At 70.0% G+C, this 26377-nt stretch carries 22 protein-coding genes; 12 read left to right on the forward strand and 10 right to left on the reverse strand.

Annotation, left to right across the window (positions count from 1 at the left end):
- Positions 1-16: 16 nt before the first annotated feature.
- Complete coding sequence (locus ACUSIJ_RS09155) at positions 17-1489, reverse strand: MBOAT family O-acyltransferase (protein WP_449308079.1); 1473 nt, start codon at positions 1487-1489, stop codon at positions 17-19.
- Between the two features lie 227 nt (positions 1490-1716).
- Here ACUSIJ_RS09155 and ACUSIJ_RS09160 point away from each other — a divergent pair, with 227 nt between their 5' ends.
- The gene (locus ACUSIJ_RS09160; protein ID WP_449308080.1) at positions 1717-2217 is read left to right on the forward strand and encodes a peptide deformylase; all 501 of its coding nucleotides are present in this window, start codon (positions 1717-1719) and stop codon (positions 2215-2217) included.
- Between the two features lie 78 nt (positions 2218-2295).
- The gene (gene ftsH, locus ACUSIJ_RS09165) at positions 2296-4131 is read left to right on the forward strand and encodes an ATP-dependent zinc metalloprotease FtsH (RefSeq protein ID WP_449308081.1); all 1836 of its coding nucleotides are present in this window, start codon (positions 2296-2298) and stop codon (positions 4129-4131) included.
- A 137-nt stretch (positions 4132-4268) separates the two neighbouring features.
- Here the strand turns inward: ftsH and ACUSIJ_RS09170 are convergent, their stop codons facing one another.
- From ACUSIJ_RS09170 to phnF, 5 genes are all read right to left on the reverse strand, one after another.
- Positions 4269-4763 (reverse strand): GAF domain-containing protein, encoded by a 495-nt coding sequence (locus ACUSIJ_RS09170; RefSeq protein WP_449308082.1) that lies wholly within the window; start codon positions 4761-4763, stop codon positions 4269-4271.
- 59 nt (positions 4764-4822) lie between these two features.
- A complete protein-coding gene (locus ACUSIJ_RS09175; protein WP_449308083.1) occupies positions 4823-5341 on the reverse strand; it encodes a cytochrome b in 519 nt (172 codons plus the stop codon).
- 171 nt (positions 5342-5512) lie between these two features.
- Positions 5513-6523, reverse strand: a complete 1011-nt coding sequence (locus tag ACUSIJ_RS09180) for a MaoC family dehydratase (protein ID WP_449308084.1) — start codon at positions 6521-6523, stop codon at positions 5513-5515.
- 176 nt (positions 6524-6699) lie between these two features.
- A complete protein-coding gene (locus tag ACUSIJ_RS09185) occupies positions 6700-8025 on the reverse strand; it encodes an MgtC/SapB family protein (RefSeq protein ID WP_449308085.1) in 1326 nt (441 codons plus the stop codon).
- 85 nt (positions 8026-8110) lie between these two features.
- Positions 8111-8896, reverse strand: coding sequence for a phosphonate metabolism transcriptional regulator PhnF (gene phnF, locus ACUSIJ_RS09190; protein WP_449308086.1), 786 nt, complete (start codon positions 8894-8896; stop codon positions 8111-8113).
- 203 nt (positions 8897-9099) lie between these two features.
- Here phnF and phnG point away from each other — a divergent pair, with 203 nt between their 5' ends.
- The 10 genes from phnG (at position 9100) to pbpC (ending at position 23058) form a co-directional block, all read left to right on the forward strand.
- Entirely contained in the window at positions 9100-9606 is a 507-nt protein-coding gene (gene phnG, locus ACUSIJ_RS09195) for a phosphonate C-P lyase system protein PhnG (protein ID WP_449308087.1), read from the forward strand.
- Complete coding sequence (gene phnH / locus ACUSIJ_RS09200; RefSeq protein ID WP_449308088.1) at positions 9606-10232, forward strand: phosphonate C-P lyase system protein PhnH; 627 nt, start codon at positions 9606-9608, stop codon at positions 10230-10232. The genes phnG and phnH overlap by 1 nt, the downstream gene beginning before the upstream one ends.
- 3 nt (positions 10233-10235) lie before the next feature.
- Positions 10236-11330 (forward strand): carbon-phosphorus lyase complex subunit PhnI, encoded by a 1095-nt coding sequence (locus ACUSIJ_RS09205; RefSeq protein ID WP_449308089.1) that lies wholly within the window; start codon positions 10236-10238, stop codon positions 11328-11330.
- Positions 11327-12262: an alpha-D-ribose 1-methylphosphonate 5-phosphate C-P-lyase PhnJ gene (locus tag ACUSIJ_RS09210; protein ID WP_449308090.1), complete on the forward strand. Its 936-nt coding sequence runs from the start codon at positions 11327-11329 to the stop codon at positions 12260-12262. The genes ACUSIJ_RS09205 and ACUSIJ_RS09210 overlap by 4 nt, the downstream gene beginning before the upstream one ends.
- Positions 12252-13037 (forward strand): phosphonate C-P lyase system protein PhnK, encoded by a 786-nt coding sequence (gene phnK / locus ACUSIJ_RS09215; protein ID WP_449308091.1) that lies wholly within the window; start codon positions 12252-12254, stop codon positions 13035-13037. The genes ACUSIJ_RS09210 and phnK overlap by 11 nt, the downstream gene beginning before the upstream one ends.
- On the forward strand, positions 13034-13744 hold the full coding sequence (gene phnL, locus ACUSIJ_RS09220) for a phosphonate C-P lyase system protein PhnL (protein WP_449308092.1): 711 nt from the start codon (positions 13034-13036) through the stop codon (positions 13742-13744). The genes phnK and phnL overlap by 4 nt, the downstream gene beginning before the upstream one ends.
- A 30-nt stretch (positions 13745-13774) precedes the next feature.
- Complete coding sequence (locus ACUSIJ_RS09225) at positions 13775-14926, forward strand: alpha-D-ribose 1-methylphosphonate 5-triphosphate diphosphatase (protein ID WP_449308093.1); 1152 nt, start codon at positions 13775-13777, stop codon at positions 14924-14926.
- Positions 14923-15546: a phosphonate metabolism protein/1,5-bisphosphokinase (PRPP-forming) PhnN gene (gene phnN / locus ACUSIJ_RS09230; protein WP_449308094.1), complete on the forward strand. Its 624-nt coding sequence runs from the start codon at positions 14923-14925 to the stop codon at positions 15544-15546. The genes ACUSIJ_RS09225 and phnN overlap by 4 nt, the downstream gene beginning before the upstream one ends.
- A 130-nt stretch (positions 15547-15676) precedes the next feature.
- Complete coding sequence (locus ACUSIJ_RS09235; RefSeq protein WP_449308095.1) at positions 15677-20932, forward strand: alpha-2-macroglobulin family protein; 5256 nt, start codon at positions 15677-15679, stop codon at positions 20930-20932.
- A gap of 20 nt (positions 20933-20952) precedes the next feature.
- On the forward strand, positions 20953-23058 hold the full coding sequence (gene pbpC, locus ACUSIJ_RS09240; protein WP_449308096.1) for a penicillin-binding protein 1C: 2106 nt from the start codon (positions 20953-20955) through the stop codon (positions 23056-23058).
- An 8-nt stretch (positions 23059-23066) separates the two neighbouring features.
- Here the strand turns inward: pbpC and ACUSIJ_RS09245 are convergent, their stop codons facing one another.
- From ACUSIJ_RS09245 to ACUSIJ_RS09260, 4 genes are all read right to left on the reverse strand, one after another.
- Positions 23067-23741 (reverse strand): exopolysaccharide biosynthesis protein, encoded by a 675-nt coding sequence (locus tag ACUSIJ_RS09245; RefSeq protein WP_449308097.1) that lies wholly within the window; start codon positions 23739-23741, stop codon positions 23067-23069.
- A gap of 174 nt (positions 23742-23915) precedes the next feature.
- Positions 23916-24641: a Bax inhibitor-1/YccA family protein gene (locus ACUSIJ_RS09250; RefSeq protein ID WP_449308098.1), complete on the reverse strand. Its 726-nt coding sequence runs from the start codon at positions 24639-24641 to the stop codon at positions 23916-23918.
- Positions 24642-24713: 72 nt separating this feature from the next.
- Complete coding sequence (locus ACUSIJ_RS09255; protein WP_449308099.1) at positions 24714-25496, reverse strand: anti-sigma factor family protein; 783 nt, start codon at positions 25494-25496, stop codon at positions 24714-24716.
- Positions 25480-26109 (reverse strand): sigma-70 family RNA polymerase sigma factor, encoded by a 630-nt coding sequence (locus ACUSIJ_RS09260; RefSeq protein ID WP_449308100.1) that lies wholly within the window; start codon positions 26107-26109, stop codon positions 25480-25482. Before ACUSIJ_RS09260 ends, ACUSIJ_RS09255 begins: the two co-directional genes overlap by 17 nt.
- Positions 26110-26377 lie beyond the last annotated feature (268 nt).

Consider the following 26377-nt stretch of genomic DNA (forward strand, 5'->3'; position numbering starts at 1 on the left):
CGGAAATCGCGGTGCCTCAGAACCGGAAGTAGATGAACGGGTTGTAGGTGCCGCTCGCCATCTGCGCCGCCGACAGCCACGCGATCGCGACGAGCAGCGCGAAACGCGCGACAAGCGCCGCGCGTCCGTCCGCGCCGATCCTGAGCGTATCGAGCCCCGGCGACAGCACGCCCCGCGACTGCCCGGCCCGGCAACGCCAGTCGGCGGTGAGGCGGCTGAACAGGGAGGCGCTCGCCAGTATGCCGAGAACGAGGCAGATCTGCACCCCGGGATCGAGATATTGCGCCGGATCGGGGCCATCCGCCACCCCGTTCAGCCCGGCCATGGCGGCGAGATAGGCGAACGCCGCGCCGATGTCGTCGGCGCGGAAGAAGACCCATGCCACCATCACCGCGAGAAGCACGTAGGCATGGCGCAGGACCGTGGGCAGCCGCGCGAGCCACCGGCCGAGGCCGGCGCGCTCCAGCGCCAGGAACAGGCCGTGCAGCGCCCCCCAGACGACGAAGGTCCAGTTCGCCCCATGCCACAGGCCGCAGGCCAGGAAGACGAGGATGAGGTTGAACCACACCCGCCATTCCGCCACCCGGTTGCCGCCGAGCGGAATGTAAAAGTAGTCGCGGAACCAGTTCGACAGCGAGATATGCCAGCGGTGCCAGAACTCCTGCATCGAGCGGGCGGTGTAGGGATAGTTGAAGTTCTCGAGAAAATCGAAGCCGAAGATGCGCGCCAGCCCGATGGCCATGTCGGAATAGGCCGAGAAGTCGAGGTAGATCTGCAACGTGTAGCAGACGATCCCGAGCCAGGCCACGGGGGTCGTGAGCTCCCCGGCCGGCAGCGCGAACACCGCGTCCGCCACCTCGCCGAGCGGGTTGGCGAGCAGCATCTTCTTGCCGAAGCCGGCCACGAACCGCTCCACGCCCGACACCACGTAATCGAAGCGCGTGCGCCGCTCGGTCAGCTGCGTGTGGATGTCGTGATAGCGGATGATGGGACCGGCGATGAGCTGCGGGAACAGCGAGATGTAGAGCGCGAAATCCACCGGGTTGCGCTGGGCGCTCGCCTCGCGCCGGTAGATGTCGATGACGTAGGACAGCGCGTGAAAGGTGAAGAACGAGATGCCGAGCGGCAGGTGCGGCGCGTCGAACGCGACGCCCGCAAACCCCAGCGGCACGATCACGGCGTTGAACTGGTCGACGAGAAAGCCCGCATACTTGTAGAAGCCGAGCAAGCCGAGATTGACCGCGACCGCCGCCGCCACGACCGCCTTGCCGCCCTGCTGTGCCGGATAGCGCTGCAGCAGCAGGCCGAACCACCAGTTGGCGGCGATGGAGGCCAGCATCACCAGCGTGAAGAACCGCTCTCCCCACGCATAGAACAGAATGCTGACGAACAGAAGGACGGCGTTTCTCAGCCTGAGCGGCGACAGGAAATAGAATATCAGGGCAACCGGAAGAAACAAGAATACAAAGACGGGCGATGCAAAGACCATTTTATCTCTGTTTTCTTGTTGCTTCGGCTGTTTTGCGGGGAGCGGATAGACGGGCGTCGGCAGCGTTCGCCGTTTCTATGTCAAGCAGCCGCCATCCACAAGCTGCGCGTCGTCCGGCCGGGGCTTGATTCACGCGCAAGCCGGGATAAGCTGCGGCGCAGCTCTCCCCGGTGTTCTTTCCGGCAAGCACGGGGCGTCCCCGCATTCCGTTTCGAAGAGAAGCCGCAGTGCCCGTCCGGCCCATCGTCCGCTACCCCGATCCCGTGCTGAAGGCCCCCGCCGAGCCCGTCGCGGCGTTCGACGCCGGTCTGCGGGCGCTCGCGGCCGACCTGCTCGACACCATGCGCGCGGCGCCGGGCATTGGCATCACCGCGCCGCATGTCGGCGTCCTCAAGCGACTCGTGGTGATCGAACTGTCGCCCGAGGGGGGCGTGCGCCACTACGTCAATCCGGAGGTGGTCGAGGCGTCGGCCGAGCGCATCCGGCACGCGGAGGGCAGCGTGTCTCTGCCCGGCGTCACCGAGGAGATCGAGCGCGCGGCGCGGGTGCGCGTGCGCTATCGGGACCTCGGCGGCGGGGCCCACGAGGAATGGGCCGAGGGCCTGCTCGCCGTCTGCCTCCAGCACGAGATCGACCAGCTCGACGGCGTCTTCTGGCTCCAGCGCCTGTCGCGCCTCAGGCGCGAGCGCGTGCTGCGCCGCTATGACAAGGGCCTGTCGGCACGCTGAATTCCCGTGCCGTTTGCGGACGTGATTTGCCCGAACCGCCGCCAGTCGTCTATTCTCGGGCGACTCGGGAGCAATGCGATGGCGATCAACAACAAGCACCAGTTCACGGCGTGGTATTGGCTCGTGGCCATCGTCGGCCTGATGCTGTTCCAGTATTTCCTCACCTCCGTGACCCAGGTCGCGCGGATTCCCTACAGCCAGTTCGAGAGCTATCTCAACGAGGGCAGGATCGCGGAGGTCGCCGTCTCCGACCGGTTCATCCAGGGCCAGTTCAAGGAGCCCATAGACGGCCGGCCGATGTTCGTCACCACCCGCGTGGAGCCGGATCTGGCGCGCCAGTTGCAGGAGCACGGCGTCGTCGTCACCGGGCAGATCGAGAGCACGTTCTTTCGCGATCTGCTGTCGTGGATCATTCCGCTCGCGCTCTTCGTCGGTGTCTGGCTGTACATCCTGCGGCGCGTGGGCGGGATCGGCGGCGGCGGCGGGCTGATGCAGATCGGCAAGTCGAAGGCGCGCGTCTACGTCCAGTCCGACACCGGCGTCACGTTCAAGGATGTCGCGGGCGTCGACGAGGCCAAGGACGAGCTCAAGGAAATCGTCGATTTCCTCAAGGATCCGCAGGGCTACGGGCGCCTCGGGGGCCGGATGCCGAAGGGGATCTTGCTGGTCGGCCCGCCCGGCACCGGCAAGACGCTGCTGGCGCGGGCGGTGGCGGGGGAGGCAAGCGTGCCGTTCTTCTCCATTTCCGGCTCGGAGTTCGTGGAGATGTTCGTGGGCGTGGGCGCGGCCCGCGTGCGTGACCTGTTCGAACAGGCGCGGGCACGGGCGCCGGCCATCATCTTCATCGACGAGCTCGATGCGCTCGGCCGCGCGCGCGGCATCGGCCCGCTCTCGGGCGGCCACGACGAGAAGGAGCAGACGCTCAACCAGCTGCTCGTCGAGCTCGACGGCTTCGACCCGTCGTCGGGGCTCGTGCTGCTCGCCGCCACCAACCGGCCCGAGATCCTTGATCCGGCGCTGCTGCGCGCCGGCCGCTTCGACCGGCAGGTGCTCGTGGACCGCCCCGACAAGGTGGGCCGCGTGCAGATCCTCAACGTCCATCTGAAAAAGGCCAAGCTCGCAGCCGACGTCTCGCCGGAGGAGATCGCCGCGCTGACGCCGGGATTCACCGGCGCGGATCTCGCCAATCTCGTCAACGAGGCGACGCTGCTCGCCACCCGCCGCAGGGCCGCGGCGGTGATGATGGAGGACTTCAACAACGCCATCGAACGCATCGTCGCCGGCCTCGAAAAGCGCAACCGGCTGCTCAATCCGAAGGAGCGGGAGATCGTCGCCTACCACGAGATGGGCCACGCGCTCATCGCCATGGCGCTGCCCGGGGTCGATCCGGTGCACAAGGTGTCGATCATCCCGCGCGGCATCGGCGCGCTCGGCTACACCATCCAGCGCCCGACCGAGGACCGGTTCCTGATGACGCGCGAGGAGCTCCAGAACAAGATGGCGGTACTGCTCGGCGGGCGCGCCGCCGAATGGATCGTGTTCCGGCACCTGTCGACGGGGGCCGCGGACGATCTCGTCAAGGTCACCGACATCGCCCGCGCCATCGTCACCCGCTACGGCATGACCGAAAAGCTCGGCAACGTGGCGCTGGAGAAGGACCGGCAGTCGCACCTCGCCACCGACCAGCCCTACTACGGCTTTTCCGAGCGGAGCTATTCCGACGAGACCGCTGCGCTGATCGACGAGGAGGTGAGGCGGATCGTCGACGAGACTTTCGAGCGGGCCGTGGCGCTGCTCACCGAGCGGCGCGCCGTGCTCGACGCTTCCGCGCGCAAGCTGCTGGAGAAGGAGACGCTGGCGGAGGACGACCTGAAGGCGCTGGTCGGCAAGGCGGCTTCGCACGCGGAGGCCTGAACACGTGGGGGCGCAACCCGCGCAGCCGCGGCAGCCTAAAGCAATTCCAGCAAAAGTGGGAACCGGTTTTGCATCCGGAATTGCGTAAAAACAAAGAGATAGAGCATTTCTCCATTTCAGCGAAAAAGAGAAATGCTCTACCGCCAGTCGCTCGCCGCGACGAAGCTGGCGGCGATCCGCTCGAAGCCGATCCGCTCCTGCTCGCCGAAGCGTCCCGTCACCGGGCTGTCGAGATCGAGCACGCCGAGGATCCTCTCGCCGGCGAGGAGGGGGACCACCAGCTCCGACTGCGAGCTGGCGTCGCAGGCGATGTGGCCGGGGAAGGCGTGAACGTCCGCCACCACGATGGACCGGCGCTCTTTTACGGCCGCGCCGCACACGCCCCTGCCGACCGGAATGCGCACGCAGGCGGGCTTGCCCTGGAACGGGCCGACGACGAGCTCGTCGGGCGATCGCAGGAAGTAGAAGCCGGCCCAGTTCAGACGGGGAACGAGCTGGAAGATCAGCGCCGAGGTATTGGCCGCGTTGGCGATGACGTCGCGCTCCCCCGCGAGCAGCGCCCGAAGCTGGGCGTCGAGGCCGGCATAGAACAGCGCGGGATCGGATGCCTCTGTCGTCCTTGCCTCGAACATTGAAACTCCTCGCTGCAGCTTGCAGGATCGATGCTCCGGCCGTGCGACGGTCCGGGCGGTTACCGCGCCGCGCCCGTGCTCGGGATCATGCGCTGGGCCACGTCGTCGCGCCGGATGAAGCGGTGGACGAACACCATGAACACATGCCCGGCGATCAGAAGGAGCAGCGTCCACGCCAGCACGCCGTGCACGGCGTTGGCCGGCGCCACCGCCCAGGCGATCTGCTCGCCCGTCGCCGGAAACACCGGGATGCCGAACGGCTGGAAGCCGCGTCCCGACCCCCACGCCCGCAGCAGCGCCAGCGCCGGCACGATCACCATCAGGGCATAGAGGCCGATATGGCCGGCCCTGGCGAGAGCCCCCAGCAGACCCGGTTCGTAGGGCGGACGGTGGCGGCGGTTCAGCAGCCCCCACAGCACGCGCACCACGACCAGCATGAACAGCAGCGCGCCGACCGGCTGATGGGTGCCGACGAAGAACGACACCAGCGGCGTGCGGCCGAGGGTCAGTCGCAGCCCCATCCCGACGAACTGCCACAGAAAGATCGCCGCCATTGCCCAGTGCAGCGCGCGGCTCACGGCGCCGTATCGCTGTGCGTTGTCAAACCACCCGCTTATCATCGTGCCTCGCATGGAATCCCGAAGTAAGTACGGCATCTTAAAACGCCGGCGCAATATCCGGGATAACAACATCGTGCATCCGGGGCGAGACCGGCTCGCGGCTGTGGATCCCGCCCGCTCCCCTGCCGTTCAGTCGGTGGTGCGCCGTTCCCAGAACACCGCGCCGTCGAAGCTGAACACTTCCTCGCCGGCGCCGTTCAGCGCCCGGTTGCGGGTGCTGACGATGCCCCAGTCCGGACGCGAGGCGGTGGGGCGCTTGTCGGTGACCGCGGTGCGATAGGTCAGCACGTCGCCGGCATAGACCGGCTTCAGCCAGCGCAGGTTGCGGAAGCCGGGCGAGGGGCCGAGCCGGCCCACGGAAAGGCCGGCCTTCGCCGCCCGGCGCGCCTCGCCGGTCTGGTAGGCCAGCATCACCTTCATCCACACGGCGGCCGTGTGCCACCCCGAGGCGCACAGCCCGCCGAAATGCGTGCGCCGCGCCGCTTCCGGATCGGTATGGAAGGGCTGCGGATCGTAGGCGCCGGCGAAGCGGACGATCTCTTCGGCGCTGAAAAGGTGGCTGCCGATGACGGCTTCCTCGCCGACCGCGATATCCTCGAACCAGACGGCCGGGGGCCTGTCCGCCGCCGGCGCCTCGGGCGCGGCCTGCGGCGGCGCGGAAGGGGACGCGTTGCCGCCGGGGCGGTCGGCCGGCGCGTCGCGGCGTCCGAACATCACCCAGCAGGACTGCGCGTAGACCGCCTCGTCGCGCTGGTTGACGACGTCGAAGACGAAGCGCACGAGCCCCATCTCCGGCCTGCTGCGGGAGGGACGGGTCTCCGGGACGGTCTGGCGGATGCGCAGCGTGTCGCCGGGCAGAACGGGCCGCATCCAGCTTCCCTCGTCGACACCCGGCGACCCCATGCTGGAGGAATCGGCGAGGACGTGATCGTAAAACATGCGCATCGTCAGGGCGCATGTGTGCCAGCCGGAGGCGATCAGCTCGCCGACGAAGCTCTTCCGCGCCGCCTCCGGATCGGTATGCATCGGCTGGGCGTCGTATTCGCGCGCGAAGGCGATGATGTCGTCGGCGTTGACGGTGACGCCGCCGTAGACGGTCGTCGCCCCGGGGACGAAGTCCTCGAACACGTGGGTGGGCATCGTTGACCTCTAAAGCAGTCTGCGTTTGATCTGATCATCAAATTAAACGCAAGTTGCGGAAAACTATAAAAGCCAGAGAGGCTTGCACAGCAGGTGCTGTTTCAGCACCAATGCAAACCTCTCTAGCATGTCGTTACGTGCCGAAGGGACCCCCGTCTCTCCCTAACGACTGTTTGTTACACCAGCCCGGCGCCGGCGGCAAGGACCCCTGCGGCGAGCGCCAGTGCGGACACGCCTGTGATCAGCAGGCCGAAGCGGCGCGAACCCAGCGCCACGCTGTAGATGGCCTTGCCGACGATGTTGGCGGCGATGGCGAGCAGGATCGCGAGTTCGAGCGCGCCGTCCGACAGTCCGGCGGCCGGCGCGGCGTTCGCCTGTGTGGTCTGCGCCAGACGCGTGATCGACAGGATCACCGAATCGATATCGACGAAGCCCATGATCACCGACACCAAGATCATGCCCCGGTCGCCGAACAGCGCGGAGGCGACGCGCGCCGCCACGGTGGCGAAGGCGATGATCGCGGCGAGCTTCAGCACCGATCCGATCTCGAACGGGTTGTCGGCTTGCGGTGCGTCGGCGGCGGGGGACAGCTCTCCGTCCGCGGGTGCGCCGGCCGGGGCCGCGTGCGTGAGGGCGCAAAGCACGGCGGCGAGTGTCAGCACCAGCCCCGTGGCCGCGAGCGCCGGCAGGATGCGTCCCAGCATGGCCGGGGCGAAGATGACGACGAGCGCCGCGCCGCGCGCCACCGATACTGCGCTTGCCGCGAGCGCGCCCGATGCGATGGCGCGGATGTTGGCGCCGGGCAAGAGGGAATCCCGTGCCGACGTCAGCGCCACGGCGGTGGAGGAGACGAGGCCGCCGGCAAGCCCCGCGATGAGCGGCCCGCGCGTGCTGCCGAAGACCTTGACCGCCACGTAGCCGACGAAGGAGACGCCCGCGAGCGCGATGGCGAATATCCAGATCTCGGAGGGATTGAGCGCATCGTAGGGACCCATGGCGCGGTCGGGCAGCAGCGGCAGCACGATGAAGGCCATGGCGAGCAGGAAGATGGCGGAACGCAGTTCCGGCCAGGTGAGCCGCTGCACGAACGCGTGCAGACTCTCCCGGCTCGCCAGCAACGCCGTGAGCGCGATCGCCGCGCCGGCAGCCGCCGCCTGATGATCGAGCGCCGCCAGCACGCCGAGCAGGAACGTCGCCTGCCCGGCAACCACCGTGGTGACGCTGAAATCGTGCTGGGCCTCCGCCTCGCGCCATTTGAACGCGCCGAAGACCCCCGAGAAGGCCACCAGGGCCGCGCCGATCAGGATGGCGGCCGAGAAGCCGGGCGTTTCCGCGATGGTGCCGGTGAGCCCGCCCAGGAGGCCCGTGATACCGAAGGTGCGTATCCCCGCCGTGCGTGCGCCCGGCGCGTCGTCGCGCTCGCGCCAGTGCCGCTCGGTGCCCACGAGCAGGCCGATGGCGAGCGCGAGCCCGAGTTGGAAGAGCAGCGAGGACGCGTTCATCGCCTGAGCTGCCTTGGCCTGAGCTGCCTCGGCCTGGACTGCCTTGGCCTGGACTGCCTCGGCTTGGGCTGTCTTGCGAGCCGTCTCACGGTTCCACGTCCGGCGTGTCGCTGGTGACCAGCAGCTCCACCCTGTCGGCGGAGAAGACGGCCTGGCCGAATTCGATCGGCCGCCGGTCGCGGTCGACATTGACGCTCGTCACCGCCAGAACGACGCGGCCGGCGGCGAGGTTGAGCAGCGCCGCCTCCTCGCCCGTGGCCGGGCGGGCGGCGATGCGCGTCTCCAGCCGGCGGTAGTCGTCCACCCCGCAGGCGGCGAGCGCGGGCGTCACCGCGTTGTGCCGCCGGTAGGCATCCGCGAAGCCCGCGAAGCGCGGCAGCGGCAGATAGAGCGTGCCGCAGGAGACCGGCGTGCCGTCGGCGAACCGGCGCGTGCTCACGGCCGCCACCGGCGCATCGACCGCGATCGCCAGCGCGCGGGCGATGGCGGGCGTCGCCGGGATTTCCTCCGCCCGCAGCAACTCGCCGCCGGGCTGGTGGCGCTCGCGCGCCACGTTCTCGGAGAAGCGCGTGCGCGGGCCGATGGGGTAGGACAGCGGCCAGTTCTCCACGAAGGTGCCGCGCCCCTGCGCCGCCTTGATGAGGCCGCGCTCGGCGAGCGCCGCGATGGCCCGGCGTACCGTGTGGCGGTTGACGCCAAAGCGCGCCGCGAGCCGCGCCTCCGTCGGCAGTTGCTCGCCCGGCCCGAACCGCTGCGTCGCGATGTCGGCCTCGATCTCGTCGGCGATCTGCCGCCACGCCGCCACCCCCTCGCCGCGATAGAGCGGGGAAGGGTGGGCCATCTGGGCCGCGTCGTCATCCGATAGCGTCATCGGGCCTTCGTTCACATCCGTCATTGTCTCGCATCACCCGTGCATCCGGCCACAGGATACGCCGCCGGCCCCCTGTCACCAAATCTTCACTGGCAATCCTGGTCAACTTGTCTACAAATAGAGACAAATCGAGCGCCAGCACGCAAGCGTCAACCGCATGGTTTCCGATATGGCCGCTGCGTGCAACTGTCAAAAGCCGAAAAATGATTGAAAATGAGAATGATAGGCCAAGTATTGCCGCCGGCGTTGCGGCGCGGCAACGGATCATGGCCCTGTGCGCCGATGCGTCGGCCGCCGATCTCGGCGCGGCGCTGACGGCGCTCGGGCCTTTGCCGCCCGTCGTCGACCTGCGCCCGCCGGATGCCGGGCTCCTGATGGTACAGGGGCGCATGGGCGGCGACGGCGGGCCGTTCAACATCGGCGAGGCGACCGTGGCGCGCGCCGCCGTGCAAGTGGGCGGAGCAGCCACCGGCGACGCGGCTCTGGGCGAGGCGGCTACGGGCTTCGCATGGCATCTGGGGCGTGATCTCGCCAAGGCGCGCCTGGCCGCGGTCATCGACGCGCTGTGGCAGGACGAGACGCGCCGGGCGTCCGTCGAGGCGGCCCTGTCGCCGATCGCGCGGCGCATTGCCGAACGGGCGGCGCAGCGCGCGGCCGAGACGGCGTCGACGCGGGTCAATTTCTTCACCATGGTGCGGGGGGACGACTGATGGCCGGCGCCGATGGTTCCGTTCCGGGCGTCGGGCTCGCGGACGTCGCGACGAGCGCGCAGGCGGTTTTTCGCGTCATGGTCGATGTGCTGTCGCGTCCGGGCACGATCCGGCCGCTGCCGGTGAGCCTCGTGACGTCGGCGCCGCTGACGCCGGAACTCGCCGCCGTCGCCGTGACCATGGTGGATCAGGAGGCGCCGCTGTGGCTCGATCCGCCGCTGGCGCGCAGCGAGGCGGCGCTGCGTTTCCTGCGCTTCCATTCGGGCGCACGTCTCGTCGGGCAGCCGTCGCAGGCGGCCTTCGCCCTCGTCAGCGACGCCCTGTCCATGCCCGAGCTGCAGGCCTTCGCCCAGGGAACGGCGGATTATCCCGACAGGTCCACCACGGTCGTCGTGGCGGTGGACCGTCTGGCCGAGGCCCAGCCCGGCGCGCGCGGCGCGCTGGAGCTGGAAGGGCCGGGCATTCTCGGGCGGGCGGCGCTGTCCGTGGGGCCGCTGCCGCTCAACATCCGCACCCAGTTCGCGGAGAACCGCGCGCGCTATCCGCGCGGCGTCGACTGCTTCTTCGTCTCGCGCGGGCACGTCGCCGCGATCCCGCGCTCGGCAACGGTTTTCGGGGAGGGCTGAGCCATGTACGTCGCGGTCAAGGGCGGCGAGGCCGCCATCGACAACGCCCATGCGCTGCTCGCGCACCGGCGGCGCGGCGACCCGGCCGTGCCCGAGGTCGCGCCCGCGCAGATCGCCGAACAACTGACGCTCGCCACCGACAGAGTGATGGCCGAGGGCTCGCTCTACGACCCGGCGTTGGCGGCGCTCGCCATCAAGCAGGCGCGGGGCGATCTGGTGGAAGCGATCTTCCTGGTGCGCGCCTTCCGCACCACTTTGCCGCGCTTCGGCCAGTCGGTGCCGGTCGACACCTCGGCGATGGCGATCGAGCGGCGCATCTCCGCCACCTACAAGGACCTGCCGGGCGGGCAGGTGCTGGGGCCGACCTTCGACTACACCCACCGCCTTATCGACTTCCTGCTGGAGGCGGGCGCCGAACTGCCGCCGCTGCCTGAGGCCGATGCCGTCGGGCCGGAGCCCTCGCCCCGCGTCACCGATCTCCTCGACGGCGAGAGCCTGATCGAGCGCGAGACGCGCCCCGAGGACGAGGCGCCGGCGCCCGACATCACCCGCGATCCGGTGTCGTTCCCTGCAAGCCGGGCCGAGCGGCTCCAGATGCTGGCGCGCGGCGACGAGGGATTTCTGCTGGCGCTCGGCTATTCGACCCAGCGCGGTTTCGGGCGCACGCATCCCTTCGTCGGCGAGATCCGGTTCGGCGACGTGCCGGTGGAGTTCGTGCCGGAGGAACTGGGCTTTCCCGTGCCGCTCGGCCACGTCCGGCTCACCGAATGCCAGATGGTGAACCAGTTTCATGGGTCAGGCGACACGCCACCGCAGTTCACGCGCGGCTACGGGCTCGTGTTCGGCCAGTCCGAGCGCAAGGCCATGGCGATGTCGCTGGTCGACCGGGCGCTGCGGGCGAGCGAACTCGGGGAATACTCAGGCGCGCCGGCGCAGGACGAGGAATTCGTCCTCTCCCATTGCGACAACGTGCAGGCCACAGGCTTCGTGGAGCACCTGAAGCTGCCGCACTACGTCGACTTTCAGGCCGAACTCGACCTCGTGCGCCGTCTGCGCGCCGAACACGAAGCCCGGCATACGCGGGAGACCGCCGAATGAGCGCAGCCAGTCAGGTCACGGGCTACAACTTCGCCTATCTCGACGAGCAGACGAAGCGCATGATCCGGCGCGCCGTCCTCAAGGCGATCGCCATTCCCGGCTATCAGGTGCCCTTTGCCTCGCGCGAGATGCCCATGCCCTACGGCTGGGGTACCGGCGGCGTGCAGGTGACGGCGGCGATTATCGGCCGCGATGACGTGCTGAAGGTCATCGACCAGGGCTCGGACGACACCACCAACGCCGTCTCGATCCGCAAGTTCTTCGCCAGGACGGCCGGCGTCGCGACGACGACCAGCACGCGCGATGCGACCATCATCCAGACACGCCACCGCATCCCGGAGGAGCCTTTGCGGGAGGGGCAGATCCTCGTCTATCAGGTGCCGATCCCCGAGCCGCTGCGCTTTCTGGAGCCGCGCGAGACCGAGACGCGCCGGCTGCATGCGCTGAGGGACTACGGCCTGATGCACGTCAAGCTCTACGAGGACATCGCCCGCCATGGCCACATCGCCACCACCTACGCCTATCCGGTCGAGGTCGCGGGCCGCTACGTGATGGACCCGTCGCCGATCCCGAAGTTCGACAACCCGAAGATGCACATGAACCCGGCCCTGCAGCTCTTCGGCGCCGGGCGCGAGAAGCGCATCTACGCCGTGCCGCCGCACACGCCGGTGAGGAGCCTCGATTTCGACGATCACCCCTTCGCGGTGCAGCACTTCGACAAGCCCTGCGCGCTGTGCGGGGCCGAGGGCGTCTATCTCGACGAGGTGGTGCTCGACGACAGGGGCGGGCGCATGTTCGTCTGCTCGGATACGGATTTTTGCGAGGAGAGGCGGGCGCAGGGCTGCATCGGTGAAATGTCGCCGGGATGGAAGGATGCGCCCGCCAATTCCGCTCCTGCCAAGCCGCAGCCGGAGGTGGGCCATGGTGGCTGACGACGATCCGCCGCTGCTCTCGGCACGCGGGCTGACGAAGTATTACGGCGAGCGGCTCGGCTGCACCGACGTGAGTTTCGACCTGCACGAGGGCGAGGTGCTGGCCATCGTCGGCGAGTCGGGCTCGGGCAAGTCGACGCTGCTGTCGCTGCTCGCCAGCGAGCTTCCGGCGACGTCCGGTTCCGTGCATTACCGCTTCGGGGACGGCGTGACGCGCGACCTCGCCACGCTGACCGAGGCCGAGCGCCGGCATCTGCTGCGCACCGACTGGGGCTTCGTGCGCCAGGACGCGCGCGAGGGCCTGAGGATGGGCGTGTCCGCCGGCGGCAACGTCGGTGAACGCCTGATGGCCGTGGGCGCGCGCCACTACGGCGACATCCGCGCCGCCGCCCTCGACTGGCTCGGGCGCGTCGAGATCGACTCGCGGCGCATCGACGACACGCCGGACGGCTTTTCCGGCGGCATGCGCCAGCGGCTCCAGATCGCCCGCAATCTCGTCACCGGTCCGCGCCTCGTGTTCATGGACGAGCCGACATCCGGCCTCGACGTGTCCGTGCAGGCGCGCCTGCTCGATCTCGTGCGCTCGCTGGTGCACGGCATGGGGCTTGCGGTGATCATCGTCACCCATGACCTCGCCGTCGCACGATTGTTGTCTCACCGCATTATGGTGATGCGCAGGGGCCAAGTGATTGAGCATGGATTGGCGGATCAGGTTCTTGACGATCCGCGCGAGGCCTATACCCAACTTCTCGTTTCATCGGTGCTGGCGGCATGAGTACGCAACCCGTTGTCGTTCTTGATGATGTGTCGAAGAGCTTCACCCTGCACCTGCAGGGCGGCGTGCGCATCGGCGTGGTCGCGGGCGTGCGCCTGGACGTGGCGGCGGGCGAGTGCGTCGTGCTCGGCGGGCCGTCGGGCGCGGGCAAGTCCTCCATCCTCAAGATGATCTACGGCACCTACCGCTGCGACCATGGCCGCATCCTGCTGCACGACGGCGCCGGGGTCGTGGACGTCGCGGCCGCCACGCCGCGGCGCGTGCTGGCGCTGCGCCGTTCCGCCATGGGCTACGTCAGCCAGTTCCTGCGCGTCATCCCGCGCGTGCCGACCATCGAGATCGTCGCGGAGACGGCGCGCGAGAACGGCCTCGGCCCGGACGCGGCGCTGATGCGGGCGCGCGATCTGCTGACCCGCCTCAACGTGCCCGAGCGGCTGTGGGAGCTGCCGCCGGCGACGTTCTCCGGCGGCGAGCAGCAGCGGGTGAACGTGGCGCGCGGCTTCGCTGCCGAGCGGCCGCTGCTGTTGCTGGACGAACCGACCGCCTCCCTCGACGCCGTCAACAGAAAGGTCGTCATCGACCTCATCAATGAGCGAAAGCGTCGCGGTGTGGCCATGATTGGCATCTTTCACGATGAGGACGTGCGCGACGCGGTCGCCGACCGCATCATCGACATCCGCGGTTTCGCCGCGCCGCAGGCCGCCTGAACGGCGAGTAAGACAAGAAGAAGATCGTTCATGACAACCGACAGCCTCGTCCTCGAAAACGCCTCCCTCGTTCTGCCCGACCGGGTGGTCGAGGGCGGCTGGATCGCCGTCGCCGACGGCGTCATCGCCGAGATCGGCGAGGGGCGCGCGCCCGAGCGCGGCCAGGACGTGGGCGGCGACTATGTCATCCCGGGGCTGATCGAGCTGCACACGGATCATATCGAGAGCCATTTCATCCCGCGCCCGCACGTGCGCTGGCACGCGCTGAGCGCGGTCATGGCCTATGACGCGCAGATCGCCGCGGCCGGCATCACCACCGTGTTCGATTCGCTGCGCGTGGGCTCCGACTTCGACCTGCAGGCGCTCGACAACGACGACCTGTGGCGGCTCTCCGCGGCGCTGGCGGAGGCGAAGGAGGCGGGCCACCTGCGTGCCGAGCACCGCACGCACCTGCGGTGCGAGATCTCCTCCGGCGACGTGCTGGAGCAGGCCGAGGGCTTCGTCGCGCGCTATCCCGTGCACCTGATGTCGCTGATGGACCACACCCCCGGCCAGCGCCAGTTCCGCGATATCAGCATCTGGAAGCTCTACTACATGGGCAAGACCGACGCCTCCGACGAGGAGGCGAGCAAGCTCATCGCCTGGCGTCTCGACCTGCACGAGCGCAACGCCGAGCGTCACCGCCAGGCGCTGGTCGAGTTCGCCCGCAAGCACGGCGCGGTGCTGGCGAGCCACGACGACGGCACCCATGAGCATGTCGCCCAGGCGGTGGCGGACGGCGTCGCGGTGGCCGAGTTCCCCACCACGCTGGAGGCGGCGCAGGCGTCGCACGCGGCCGGCATCCAGGTGATGATGGGCGGCCCCAATGTGGTGCGCGGCGGCTCGCACTCCGGCAACATCGCCGCCGAGACGCTGGCGCGCGATGGCATTCTCGACCTGCTGTCGTCCGACTACGTGCCGGCGAGCCTGCTGATGGCGGCGTTCGACCTGCCGCGGCGGGTGCCGTCGATCACGCTGCCGCAGGCGCTCGCGACCGTCACCGCCAACCCGGCGCGGGCGGCGGGGCTCGACGATCGCGGCGCGCTCGCCGCCGGGCGGCGGGCGGACATCGTGCGTGTGCATGTCGCCGGCGGCGTGCCCGTGGTGCGGGAAGTATGGCGCGAGGGACGCAGGGTGGCATGACGCAGGACGGCGGGGCTCAGGGCGGCAGGGCGCAGGACGGCAGGGCTCCTGGCGCATTCGTTTGCATCGTGGGGCCGAGCGGCGCCGGCAAGGACAGTCTGCTGTCTCACGCCCGCAAGATGCTCGCCGACGATCCTGCCATGGTGTTTCCGCGCCGTCTGGTGACGCGCGCCAAGGATGCGTCCGAGGATCACGACACCATCACCCAGGAGGCGTTCGACGCCGGCGTGCGCGACGGCGCCTTCAGCCTGCACTGGCAGGCCAACGGCCTGAGCTACGCGCTGCCGATGGAGGTCAAGCAGGCGGCCGAGGCGGGCAAGGTGGTGGTCTGCAACGTGTCGCGCGCGGTCATCCCCGATGTCCTCGAACGTTTCGCCCGTGTCTATGTGGTGCTGATCACCGCGCCGCCGACGGTGATCATGGAGCGCCTGCGCCAGCGCGGACGCGAGTCGGGCGCGAGCATCGCCGCGCGCATGGAGCGCAGCAAGCGCCTCAGCGCGGTGCTGAACCCCGACCTCACCATCATGAACACCGGGCCGGTGGAGATCGGCGGCGAACGCCTGTCGGGCTTCCTGCGGCGCGTGGCCGAGAGGGGCGCCGCCGTCGGCGAGCGTGTGTAGGGCGTCCGGGCCGGCCTTGAAAGCGCGGGGCGAATGGGTCATCCTGCCGCGACCATGCCGGATGTGTCGGGCCCGTGCGGCTTGCTGACCGGCTGGACCCCGCCCGAAACGGACCGGTGGAGAAAACCCGATGACTTTCGCATTTCTTCGCCGTTTGGCGATTCCGGCTGTCGCTGTTCTCGCCCTCGCCCTCGCGCCGCCGGTTGTCGCCCAATCGCAAAAACCCTTCGAGCGCCGCGATCTGGCGAGCGAGGCCGTGCGCTTCGATTCCGTGTTGCGCGCGCGGGCTCAAGCAGCCGATCTGAAACGGCCTGTCGCCCAATTGCGCAAGGACCTCGCGGCTGCGCAGGGTCGCGGCGACACCGCGCGGGCACTCCAGCTCGCGAGCGCCGTTCTGGTGCACGAGCCGGCGGTTGCCGCCGACTGGCTCACCTATGCGCGGCTTTCCGCCGCCCTCGACACCGACGACTACGCGGAGCAGCAGCGGCTGCTGCGCAACGCGCGGGTCGCCGCCTACGCCGGCTTCCAGCACGCGACGAGGCCCGCCGACAAGGCTGAGGCGTTGGTGGTGCTGGGCGAGGTGCAGATCAACGCCTCGCTCTTCCGCCCCGCGCTCGACGCCTACCGCGCCTCCCTGGCGCTGGTGGACGATCCCGCCGTACGTCAGGTCTATGACGAACTGCGCAGCCGCTACGGTTTTCGCGTCATCGACAACAGCGTCGACTCCGACGCCGCCTCGCCGCGTGCCTGCTTCCAGTTTTCGGAGCGGGTCGCGGCGGGCGTGGACTTCGCGCCCTTCGTCGCCGTGGCGGGCTCCGCCAACGCGGCGGTGACGGCCGAGGACCAGCAGATCTGCGTCGATGGCCTCAGGCACGGCGAGCGCTACGCCATCGTGCTGCGGCAGGGCCTGCCGGCCGCCTCCGGCGATACGCTCTCCCGCAACGCCGACTACGAGATTTTCGTGCGCGACCGCGCCCCGTCCGTGCGCTTCACCGGCCGCAACTACGTGCTGCCGTCGAGCGGGCAGGAGGGCATCCCGCTCGTGTCCGTCAACACCGAGGCGGCCGAGATCGACATTTTTCGCGTCGGCGACCGCAGCCTGCTGCCCACCATCCGTGACGGCGGCTTCCTCGACCAGCTCGGCCGCTGGGTGATCGACACGCTTGCGGGTGAGCGCGGCGAGAAGATCTGGAGCGGCACGCTCGCCACCCGCTCGCCGCTCAACGCCGACGAGGTGACGGCCTTTCCCGTCAACGAGGCCATCGGCGAGCGGCTCTCGCCCGGCGTCTACGTGCTGACCGCCCGGCCGGCCGGCGGGCCGCCGGCGGACGAGGATTACAGCCAGCGCGCCACGCAATGGTTCGTCGTCTCCGACCTCGGCCTCACCGCGCTGTCGAACGCGGGCGGCCTCAGGGTGCTGGTGCGCTCGCTTGCCTCCGCCGCGCCGCTCGCCGGCGCGGAGCTGAAGCTCGTCGCCCGCAACAACGAGGTGCTGGCGAGTGCGGCGAGCAACGACCGCGGCGAGTTCACCTTCGACGCCGGCCTCGGCCGCGGGCAGGGCGGGGCGCGGCCCTCGCTCCTCGTCGCCACGACGCCGCAAGGCGACTACAACTTCCTCGATCTCGAACAGGCGCCCTTCGACCTGACCGATCGCGGCGTCGCCGGGCGCGCCGCGCCGGGTCCGCTCGACGCGCAGGTGTTTTCGGAGCGCGGCGTCTACCGCACCGGCGAGACCGTCTACGTGACCACACTGCTGCGCGATGCCTCCGGCAACGCCGCCGCCGGCCTGCCGGTGACGCTCGTCGCGCGCCGGCCCGACGGCGTCGAATACCGGCGCGCCGTCGTCGCCGACCAGGGGCTCGGCGGGCGGGCGTGGTCGCTGCCGCTGCTCGCCGGCGCGGCCCACGGCACGTGGCGGGTGCAGGCCTATATCGACCCCAAGGGCGAGCCCGTGGGCGAGACCACCTTCCTCGTGGAGGACTACCTGCCCGAGCGCATCGACGTGAAGCTCGCGCCGCAGGCGGAAGAGCTCGCCTGGGGGACGGACGCGGTCGTCGATGTCAGCGCCGACTTCCTCTACGGCGCGCCGGCGGCGGCGCTCGCGGTGAGCGGCTCCGTGACCGTGCAGCAGGCGCGAGAATCCGCCGTTTCGGGCCTTGAGGGCTATCGCACCGGCATCGACGACGAAGCGTTCGAGAGCGTGTTCGTCGAACTCGCGGACGGCGTGGTGACGGATGCGCAGGGCAAGGCGCGGCTGACGGTGCCCGTGCCCGAGGTCGCCGCCTCCCGGCCGATCGAGGCGCGCGTCGCGGTGCAGGTAGCGGAAGCGGGCGGGCGGGCGGTCGAGCGCACGGTGACGCTGCCTATCCTGCCGCAAGCACCGGTGCTCGCCGCCAAACCGCTGTTCACGAACCTGTCGGAGGGGGCTCAGGCGGGCTTCGACGTCGTGGCCGTCTCGCCCCAGGGCGCGCGCCAGGCGGGCAGGGCGCGCTGGACGCTGTCGCGCATCGAGCGCAATTATCAGTGGTACAACCGGGGCGGAAGCTGGTCCTTCGAGACCGTGACCAGTACGCGCCGCGTCCGCGACGGCGAGATCGAGCTTGCCGCCTCGGGCGGGCCGGCGCGTATCAGCGCGCCCGTCGAATGGGGCCGGTACCGGCTTGAGATCGTGTCCACCGAGGGCGCGGCCGAGCCGGTGAGCGTGACGTTCTCCTCCGGGTTCGGCGGCGACGCGACGGCCGACGTGCCCGACCGTCTCGACCTGACGCTCGACAAGGCGGCCTATGCGGCCGGCGACACGATGACGGTGGCGCTGAAGCCGCGCTTTTCCGGCAAGGTCACGCTTGTCGTCGCCAGCGACCGCCTGCATGAGGAGCACCTCGTCGATGTCACGCCCGACGGTACGACGGTCAGCCTGCCGGTGAAGGCCGAATGGGGGCCGGGGGCCTATGTGGTCGCCTTCGCCCACCGTCCGCTCGACGTTGCGGCGCGCCGCCAGCCGGGCCGGGCACTCGGGCTCGCGTGGTTCTCCGTCGACCGGCAGGCGCGCACCCTCGGCGTCGAACTCGATGCGCCCAGGGAGGTCGAGCCGCGCCGGACCCTGTCCGTGCCGGTCAGGGTCGACGGCCTCGCGGCGGGCGAGGAGGCGTTCGTCGCGGTTGCTGCGGTCGATGTCGGCATCCTCAACCTGACGCGCTACGAGCCGCCGCGCCCCGACGAGCATTTCTTCGGCCAGCGGCAGCTCGGCACCGATATCCGCGACCTCTACGGCTTCCTGATCGACGGCATGCAGGGCACGCGCGGCGCGATCCGCTCCGGCGGCGACGGCGGCGCATTGCAACTCGAGGGGTCGCCGCCGGCGCAGGAACCGCTGGCGCTTTACTCCGGCGTGGTGAAGGTCGGCGCGGACGGCGTGGCGCATGTCGATTTCGACATTCCCGCCTTCAACGGCACCGTGCGGTTGATGGCGGTGGCGTGGGCGCAGGGCAAAGTGGGGCAGGCGAGCGCCGATGTCGTGGTGCGCGATCCGGTGGTGGTTTCCGCCAACCTGCCGCGCTTTCTCAACGCCGGCGACACGTCGCATCTGTTCCTCGCCGTCGACAACGTCTCGGGCGAGGCGGGCGACTACCGGCTGTCGCTCGCGACCGAGGGGCCGGTCGTGGCCGACGACTTCGCGCTCGCCGATCCCGTCCGGCTGGAGAAGGGCGGGCAGGCGGCCTTCTCCGTTCCCCTCGACGCATCCGGCGTCGGTCAGGCTGCGGTGACCGTGGCTATCACGGGGCCGGGCGTCGAGGCGGCGCAGATCGTGCAGCAGACGCTGCGGCTCGGCGTCGGCGCGGGCTCGCGGCCGCTCACCCGCCGCACGGTCAAGGCACTGGCGCCCGGCGAAACTGTCAGCGTGTCGCGCGATCTGCTGGCGGATATCGTGCCCGGCACCGGCGTCGTGTCGCTGTCCGTGTCGCCGCTCGCGGCGCTCGACGTGCCGGCGCTGCTCGCGGCGCTCGACCGCTTCGAATACACCTGCACCGAGCAGACGGTGAGCCGCGCGCTGCCGCTGCTCTATGCCGCCACGCTGCACCGGTTCGGCGTGCTGCCGGAGGACGCGGATACGGAACGGCGCGTCGGCGAGGCGGTGTCGCGCGTGCTGTCGCGGCAGGATTCCAACGGGTCCTTCGGGCTGTGGTCGGTGGGCGGCGACGACCTGTGGCTCGATGCCTACGTGGCCGATTTCCTGACGCGGGCGCGCGAGGGTGGCCATGATGTGCCGCAGACTGCCTTCACCCAGGCGCTCGACCGGCTGCGCAACGCGGTGGTGAACAGCACCGATTTTCCCGACGGCGAGGGCGAGGCGCTCGCCTACGCGGCCTATGTGCTGGCCCGCAACGGCCGGCCGGTTATCGGCGACCTGCGCTATTTCGCCGATGCGCGCATCGGCTCGTTCGGCTCGGCGCTGGCCAAGGCGCAGATCGGCGCGGCGCTGGCGCTGCTCGGCGACCGGCCGCGCGCCGACCGCGTGTTCGCCACCGCCGCCCAGACGCTTGCCGGTGAAAAGGACACGGACGCGGGTCGCAGCGATTACGGCTCCGTGCTGCGCGACGGCGCTGGCCTGCTGGCGCTCGTCGCCGAGACCGGCGCGGGCCGGGCGGAACTGGCGCCGATCACCGAGGCCGTGGAGGAGGCGCGCGGCGAGCGCGCGCTCACCAGCACGCAGGAGAACGCCTGGCTGCTGCTCGCCGCCGTCGGCCTTGCCCGGGAGGCCGAGACCGTGTCGCTCACGGTCGACGGCGCGGCGCACACGGGGCCGCTGTTCCGCACGCTGCCGGAAGCGGCGCTGGCGCAGGGGCCCGTCAACGTCACCAATACCGGCAACGCGCCGGTGCGGGCGGTGATCGGGACGGCGGGCAACCCCTCGGCGCACGAGGGCGCGCTGGCGCAGGGCTACGAGGTCGAGCGGCGCTATTTCCACCTCGACGGCAAGCCGGCCAATCTCGCCGAGGTGGCACAGAACGAGCGCCTCGTCGCCGTGCTGACGGTCACCGAACGCGAGGCGCGCGAGGCGCAGGTGCTGCTGGTCGACTACCTGCCGGCGGGCTTCGAGATCGACAATCCGCGCCTCGTCGACAGCGGCGATGTCGCGGCGCTGCCGTGGCTCAAGCGCGACGTCGAGCCGGCCCATGCCGAATACCGCGACGACCGCTTCGTCGCCGCCTTCGACCGCGAGCCCGACCAGTCGGCGTTCTTCTCCGTCGCCTATGCCGTGCGGGCGGTGACGCCGGGGCAGTACCTGCATCCGCCGGCCATCGTCGAGGACATGTTCAGGCCCGAGCGGTTCGGCCGCACCGGCTATGGCACGGTCGAGGTGCGGGGAGACAGGGGACCGAAGTGAGGGCCGGAGTGAGGGCCGGAGTGAGGCGATGGCTGAAAGCCGTGGCGCTCGCCGCAGTCGTCGCCTGCCTTGCCGCCGGCGTCGGCCTTTGGCGCTTCGCGGCCGGCCTGCCGGAACTCGATCTCGCGCCCGCCTATCGGCACTCCGCCGTGGTGCTCGATCGCAACGGCACGCTGCTGCGTGCCTTCACCTTCGATGACGGGCGCTGGCGCCTGCCCGCGGCCGTCACCGATGTCGACCCGCGCTTCATCGATCTGCTGATCGCCTACGAGGACAGGCGTTTTCTCGACCACGGCGGCGTCGATCCGCTGGCCGTCGCGCGCGCCGCCTTCCAGATGGCCGTGAGCGGGCGCATCGTCTCGGGCGGCTCGACGCTCACCATGCAGGTGGCGCGGCTGATGGAGCCGCGCGGCGAGCGCTCGTTCACCGCCAAGCTGCGGCAGGCCGTGCGCGCCGTGGCGCTGGAGCGGCGCTTCTCCAAGGGCGAGATCCTGTCGTTCTACCTCAACCTCGCGCCCTACGGCGGCAATCTGGAGGGCGTGCGGGCCGCGAGCCTCGCCTATTTCGGCAAGGAGCCGCGCCGCCTGTCCACCGCCGAGGCGGCGCTGCTGGTGGCGCTGCCGCAATCGCCCGAGGCGCGCCGGCCGGACCGTTTTTCGGAGACGGCGCGCGCCGCCCGCGACCGCGTGCTGCAGCGGGCCGAGGCGCGCGGGCTCGTCAGTGCCGCCGAGGCCGACGCCGCCCGCACCACGCCCGTGCCGGAAGCGCGAAAACCCTTCCCCATGCTCGCGCCCCATGTCGCGCAGGCGGAGCGTGACGCGCGCCCCGAGACCGGCGTGCACCGGCTCACCATCGATGCGCCGTTGCAGGGTTCGTTCGAGGCGCTGGCGCGGGAGGCGGCGGCGCGCATCGGGCCGCAGATCTCGGCCGCCATCGTCGCGGTGGACAACGCCACAGGCGAGGTGCGGGCGCATGTCGGCGCTGCCGATTTCGGCGCGGCGGAGCGGGCGGGCTGGGTCGATGCCGCGCGGGCCGTGCGCTCGCCGGGATCGGCGCTGAAGCCGTTCGTCTATGCGCTCGCCTTTGACGCCGGGCTCGCCCATCCCGAGACCATCCTGGAGGACCGGCCGACGCGTTACGGCCTCTATGCGCCGGAGAACTTCGACCAGACGTTCCAGGGCACGGTGACCGCGCGCAAGGCGTTGCAGCTGTCGCTGAACGTGCCCGCCGTGGCGCTGCTCGCCGAGGTGGGGCCGGTGCAGTTCCTGACGCGCCTCAAGGCGGCGGGCGTCGCCATCGAGCTGCCGAAGGAAGCGGGCGAGCCGGGCCTCGCCATCGCGCTCGGCGGGCTCGGCATCCGCCTCACGGACATGGCCGCAGCCTTCTCGGGGCTGGCGCGCGGCGGGGCGGTGCCGGCGCTGCGCTACCGGATAGGCGGGGCGGAACCGGCTCCGCCGGAGCCTGCCCGGCGCAGCGCCCTCACGGGCGCCGTGGCGGCATGGTATGTCGCCGATATCCTGCGCGGCGCGCCCGCGCCCCAGAACGCGCTCTCCGGCCGTATCGCCTACAAGACGGGCACGTCCTACGGCTACCGCGACGCGGTGGCCGTGGGCTTCGATCGCCATACGACGGTCGCCGTCTGGCTCGGCCGTCCCGACGGCGGGGCCGTGCCGGGCCTCTTGGCGCGCAACACCGCGGCTCCCCTGCTGTTCGAGGCGTTCGCGCGGCTTGGTGCGCGCTTTGGCCGCGAGCCGGTGCCGGTCCCGGCCCCTCCGGGCCGGCTCACGGCCACCACCGCGACGCTGCCGCCGCCCCTGCGGCATCTGCGCCGCGACGCGCCCGGCACCGTCATGGCCACCGTGAGCGCGCCGTTGCGCATCGCCTATCCGCCCGATGGCGCGGTGATAGACCTCGGCTTTTCGGGTGGGGAGGGAATGTCACAGGCGTTGGCGCTGAAGGCGACGGGCGGCGCGCCGCCGCTGACATGGCTCGTCAACGGCCGGCCGGTGGAGCAGGGCGCAATCCGGCGCGAGACGTCGTGGCGGCCGGACGGCGCCGGCTTCGCGCGGCTTTCCGTCATCGACGCGCGCGGCGGCGCGGATCACGTCAACGTCCGATTGCAGTAGGGGGCAAATCAGCCGAACGCGTTGGAGATGATGAAGACCGCGCTCTTGAAGAAGGCGTAGAGCACGCCGCTCACCACGACGAGCGAGACGATCGTCCCCAGGAAGCCGAGCAGGGTCCAGACGCCGTCGCGCCCCAGGATGCCGAGCGAGAACAGGCAGATGGCGAGTGCCGGCAGCATGTTGCCGAGCGGGATCGGCAGCAGCAGGATCACGGCCAGCACGAAGCAGGTCGCGCCCACGAGGTATTCGATGGGCGGGCTCGCGAGCTGGACCAGGCGCGGACGCAGCAGGCGCTCGGCGCGGAACAGCCACGGCACGGCGCGTTCTGTGACGGCGGCGAAATCCTTGCGCGCCATTGACCGGCTGGCGATGACCTTCGGCAGCCACGGCTTGCGGCCGAACATGAGCTGCGCGGACAGAAACACCAGCGGCAGGCCGAGAATGGCGGACGTGCCCGGCGGCGTCGGCAGGATGTTCGGAAAGGCAAAAATGAACATCAGCGCGCCGAAAGCCCGGTCGTGCATGGTGTCGAGCAGGTCCCCGACCGAGATGCGCTCGCGGCTGGTGTCGCGCGCGAGCGCCCGCAGGATCGCCCACAACCTGCGCCCCGGCGGACGGTGGCGGACCTTCGGGATCGAGCCCGCGCTTCCGCTGGCTGACCTTGCGCTGGCTGACTGGGACAATGGATGAACCTCCCGGACCGCCGGCTTCGGCCGGCTGATTCCTTGGCATCTCCCGGCGGCGATTTCCATGAGATGGAGCGTCGCCGGGCGCCGGTCAAGTGTTCATCTCGAAACGATTGGCGGCTGCCGGAACGCTTCCCGGTCCGGCCGGATCGGGAAGCGCGCCAGGGCGGATCATTCCTCGCGCTGGCCGGTGAGGGAGAGCAGCAACTGGAACATGTTGATGAAGTTCAGGTAAAGCGAGAACGCGCCGAAGATGGCGAGCTTCTGCTGCGACTCGTGGGTGAAGTTCTCGGAATACTGCTCCTTGATGTTCTGCGTGTCCCAGGCGGTCAGCCCGACGAACACCAGCACGCCGATGACCGAGACCGCGAACTGCAGCACGGTCGAGCCGACGAACAGGTTGACGACGCTCGCGATGATCACGCCGATCAGGCCCATGATCAGGAACGAGCCGAACTGCGACAGGTCGCGCTTCGTCGTGTAGCCGTAGAGGCTCGTCGCGCCGAACATCGCCGCCGTGATGAAGAACGTGCGCGCGATGCTGGTGCCGGTGAACACCAGGAAGATCGACGCCAGCGACAGGCCCATCACGGCGCAGAACGACCAGAACAGCGTCTGGGCGCCGCTCGCCGAGATCTTGTCGATGCGGAACGAGAAGAACAGCACGAAGGCGAGCGGGGCCAGCATCACCACCCACTTGAGCGGGGTGGAGAAGATCGGCACGTAGAGCGCCGGCGTGGTGCCGACGATGAAGGCAACGACGCCCGTGACCACGAGGCCGAGCGACATGTAGTTGTAGACGCGCAGCATGTGCTGGCGCAGGCCCTCGTCGAAGGCGGCGCGGTCGATGCCGCGGGCGGTGCCTTGCCAGCCGAAGCCGGGTTGCGGGTTGGTCATCGTAAACTCCAGTAGGGTCGAGCTTGAAGGATGGGGGAAAGGTAGTCTCCGGCGGCGGTCGCCGCCGGAACGTCAGTAAAGCGTCCGGATCAGGCGGTCGGCCGCGTGATCGATCTCGCGCGCGTCGCCCCCGCCGCCGCCTTCCCTGGCCACGAGCGCGTAGGCGACATCGCCGATCTGCCAGTGGGCGATGGCGAAGGCGTCCTTGTGGGCGACCGTGACGGGCACCACGTCGAACACGCCGGGCCGCAGCGCGATGAGCGACACCGGCCCCAGATCGGGCGTGCCGATCGACAGCCTGACGCCCGGTCCGTAGGCCGAGGGCGCGATGGCCACGTCCTCCACCCGCCAGTCGTCCGGCAGGGCGGGCAGCACGATCGCGGTCTCGGCCAGGATGCGCCCCGGGTCGTAGGTCTTGTCGCCGCTGGCGTCGCGGGCGGCGGGCTCGCGTCCATCGAAGCCGGCGATGGCCTCTTCCACATAGGCCGGCGGCAGCCCGGAGGCCGCGACCTCGCTGACGCCGAGCGCGCCGAACTGGGCGTGCGCGAACCAGCCGATGGCGAGGAACAGGCCGATCGCCGCCATGCGGCGGAAGGTTTCCGAGCGCCTGCGCCAGCGCAGCGCCCGCGCCAGCCGGCGCGCGGCCTGCGCCGTCGCGGGACGGGGCGCGGCCGGTATCTCCGTCAGCGCGAGCACCAGTTCGTCGCGCAGGCGCATGTCCTGCATGACACGCGCCGCGAGTTCGGGCCGCGCGGCCAGATGCGCCTCCACGACAATGCGCCGCCGCAGGGGCAGTTGGCCGTCGAGATAGCCTTGCAGATCGGCTTCGACGACGGAATCAGCCAGTATTGTCATCGGTGCCTCCTACCACGCGCAGATGGGTGACGTTCGTCGGTGTGGCCGGCAGCGTTTCGACGGGCCTGTCCTCGAAGGCGCGCAGCGCCGCGCGGGCGCGGGCGAGACGCGACATCACCGTGCCCACGGGCACGTCGAGCGCCTGCGCCGCCTCGCCGTAGCCGAGCCCCTCGATGGTGACGAGGTGCAGCACCGCCCGCTGCTCCTCGGGCAGCGACATGAAGGCCTGGCGCACCTGCGCCAGCCGCAGGGCGTGGTCCTGCTCCGGCGGGTGCTGCAGCGCGGCCGGGTCGCCCCGCATCTCGCTGGTCAGCCGCTCGATGCGCCGGCGTTCGGCGCGGCGCGAGCGCCAGCGATCCACGAACGTGTTGTGCACGATCGACAGCAGCCATTGGCGCAGGCCCCGCTCGGCGCGAAAACCGCCCTGCTTCTCGTAGGCGCGCAGCAGCGCGTCGTGCACGAGGTCTTCCGCGTCGGTCGCGTCGCGGGTCAGGCTCAGCGCATAGCGGCGCAGGGCCGGCAATTGATCCAGCACGTCGAGACCGTCGGCGGCGGCTGTCAGTGCGGCCGTTTCCGGTGCAGAAGCGTTGGCGGGCGTGTTGTCGTGTTCCATGACGCGTATACGGAGCCGGTGCGCGTTCTATTCCGCAGGATCGCATTTTTTCAGGCGTTCCGGCGCCGGACGTCGCATTTTTTTGCGGCGCGGATGCAAACGGGGGTTGTTGGCGGCGCACGGCTACGCCTATATGGTGCTGGTGCATGCAACATGCACCGTCGAAGATCACGGAGCCATTTGTGTCCACCCGTTGCGAACCGAGCTGTCGTAGAACGCGATTCGAACCGGGGAGGACATGGAGAATCGGATATGCCGGCATGAGCGC

This window comes from Pseudochelatococcus sp. B33 (genome assembly GCF_053570585.1).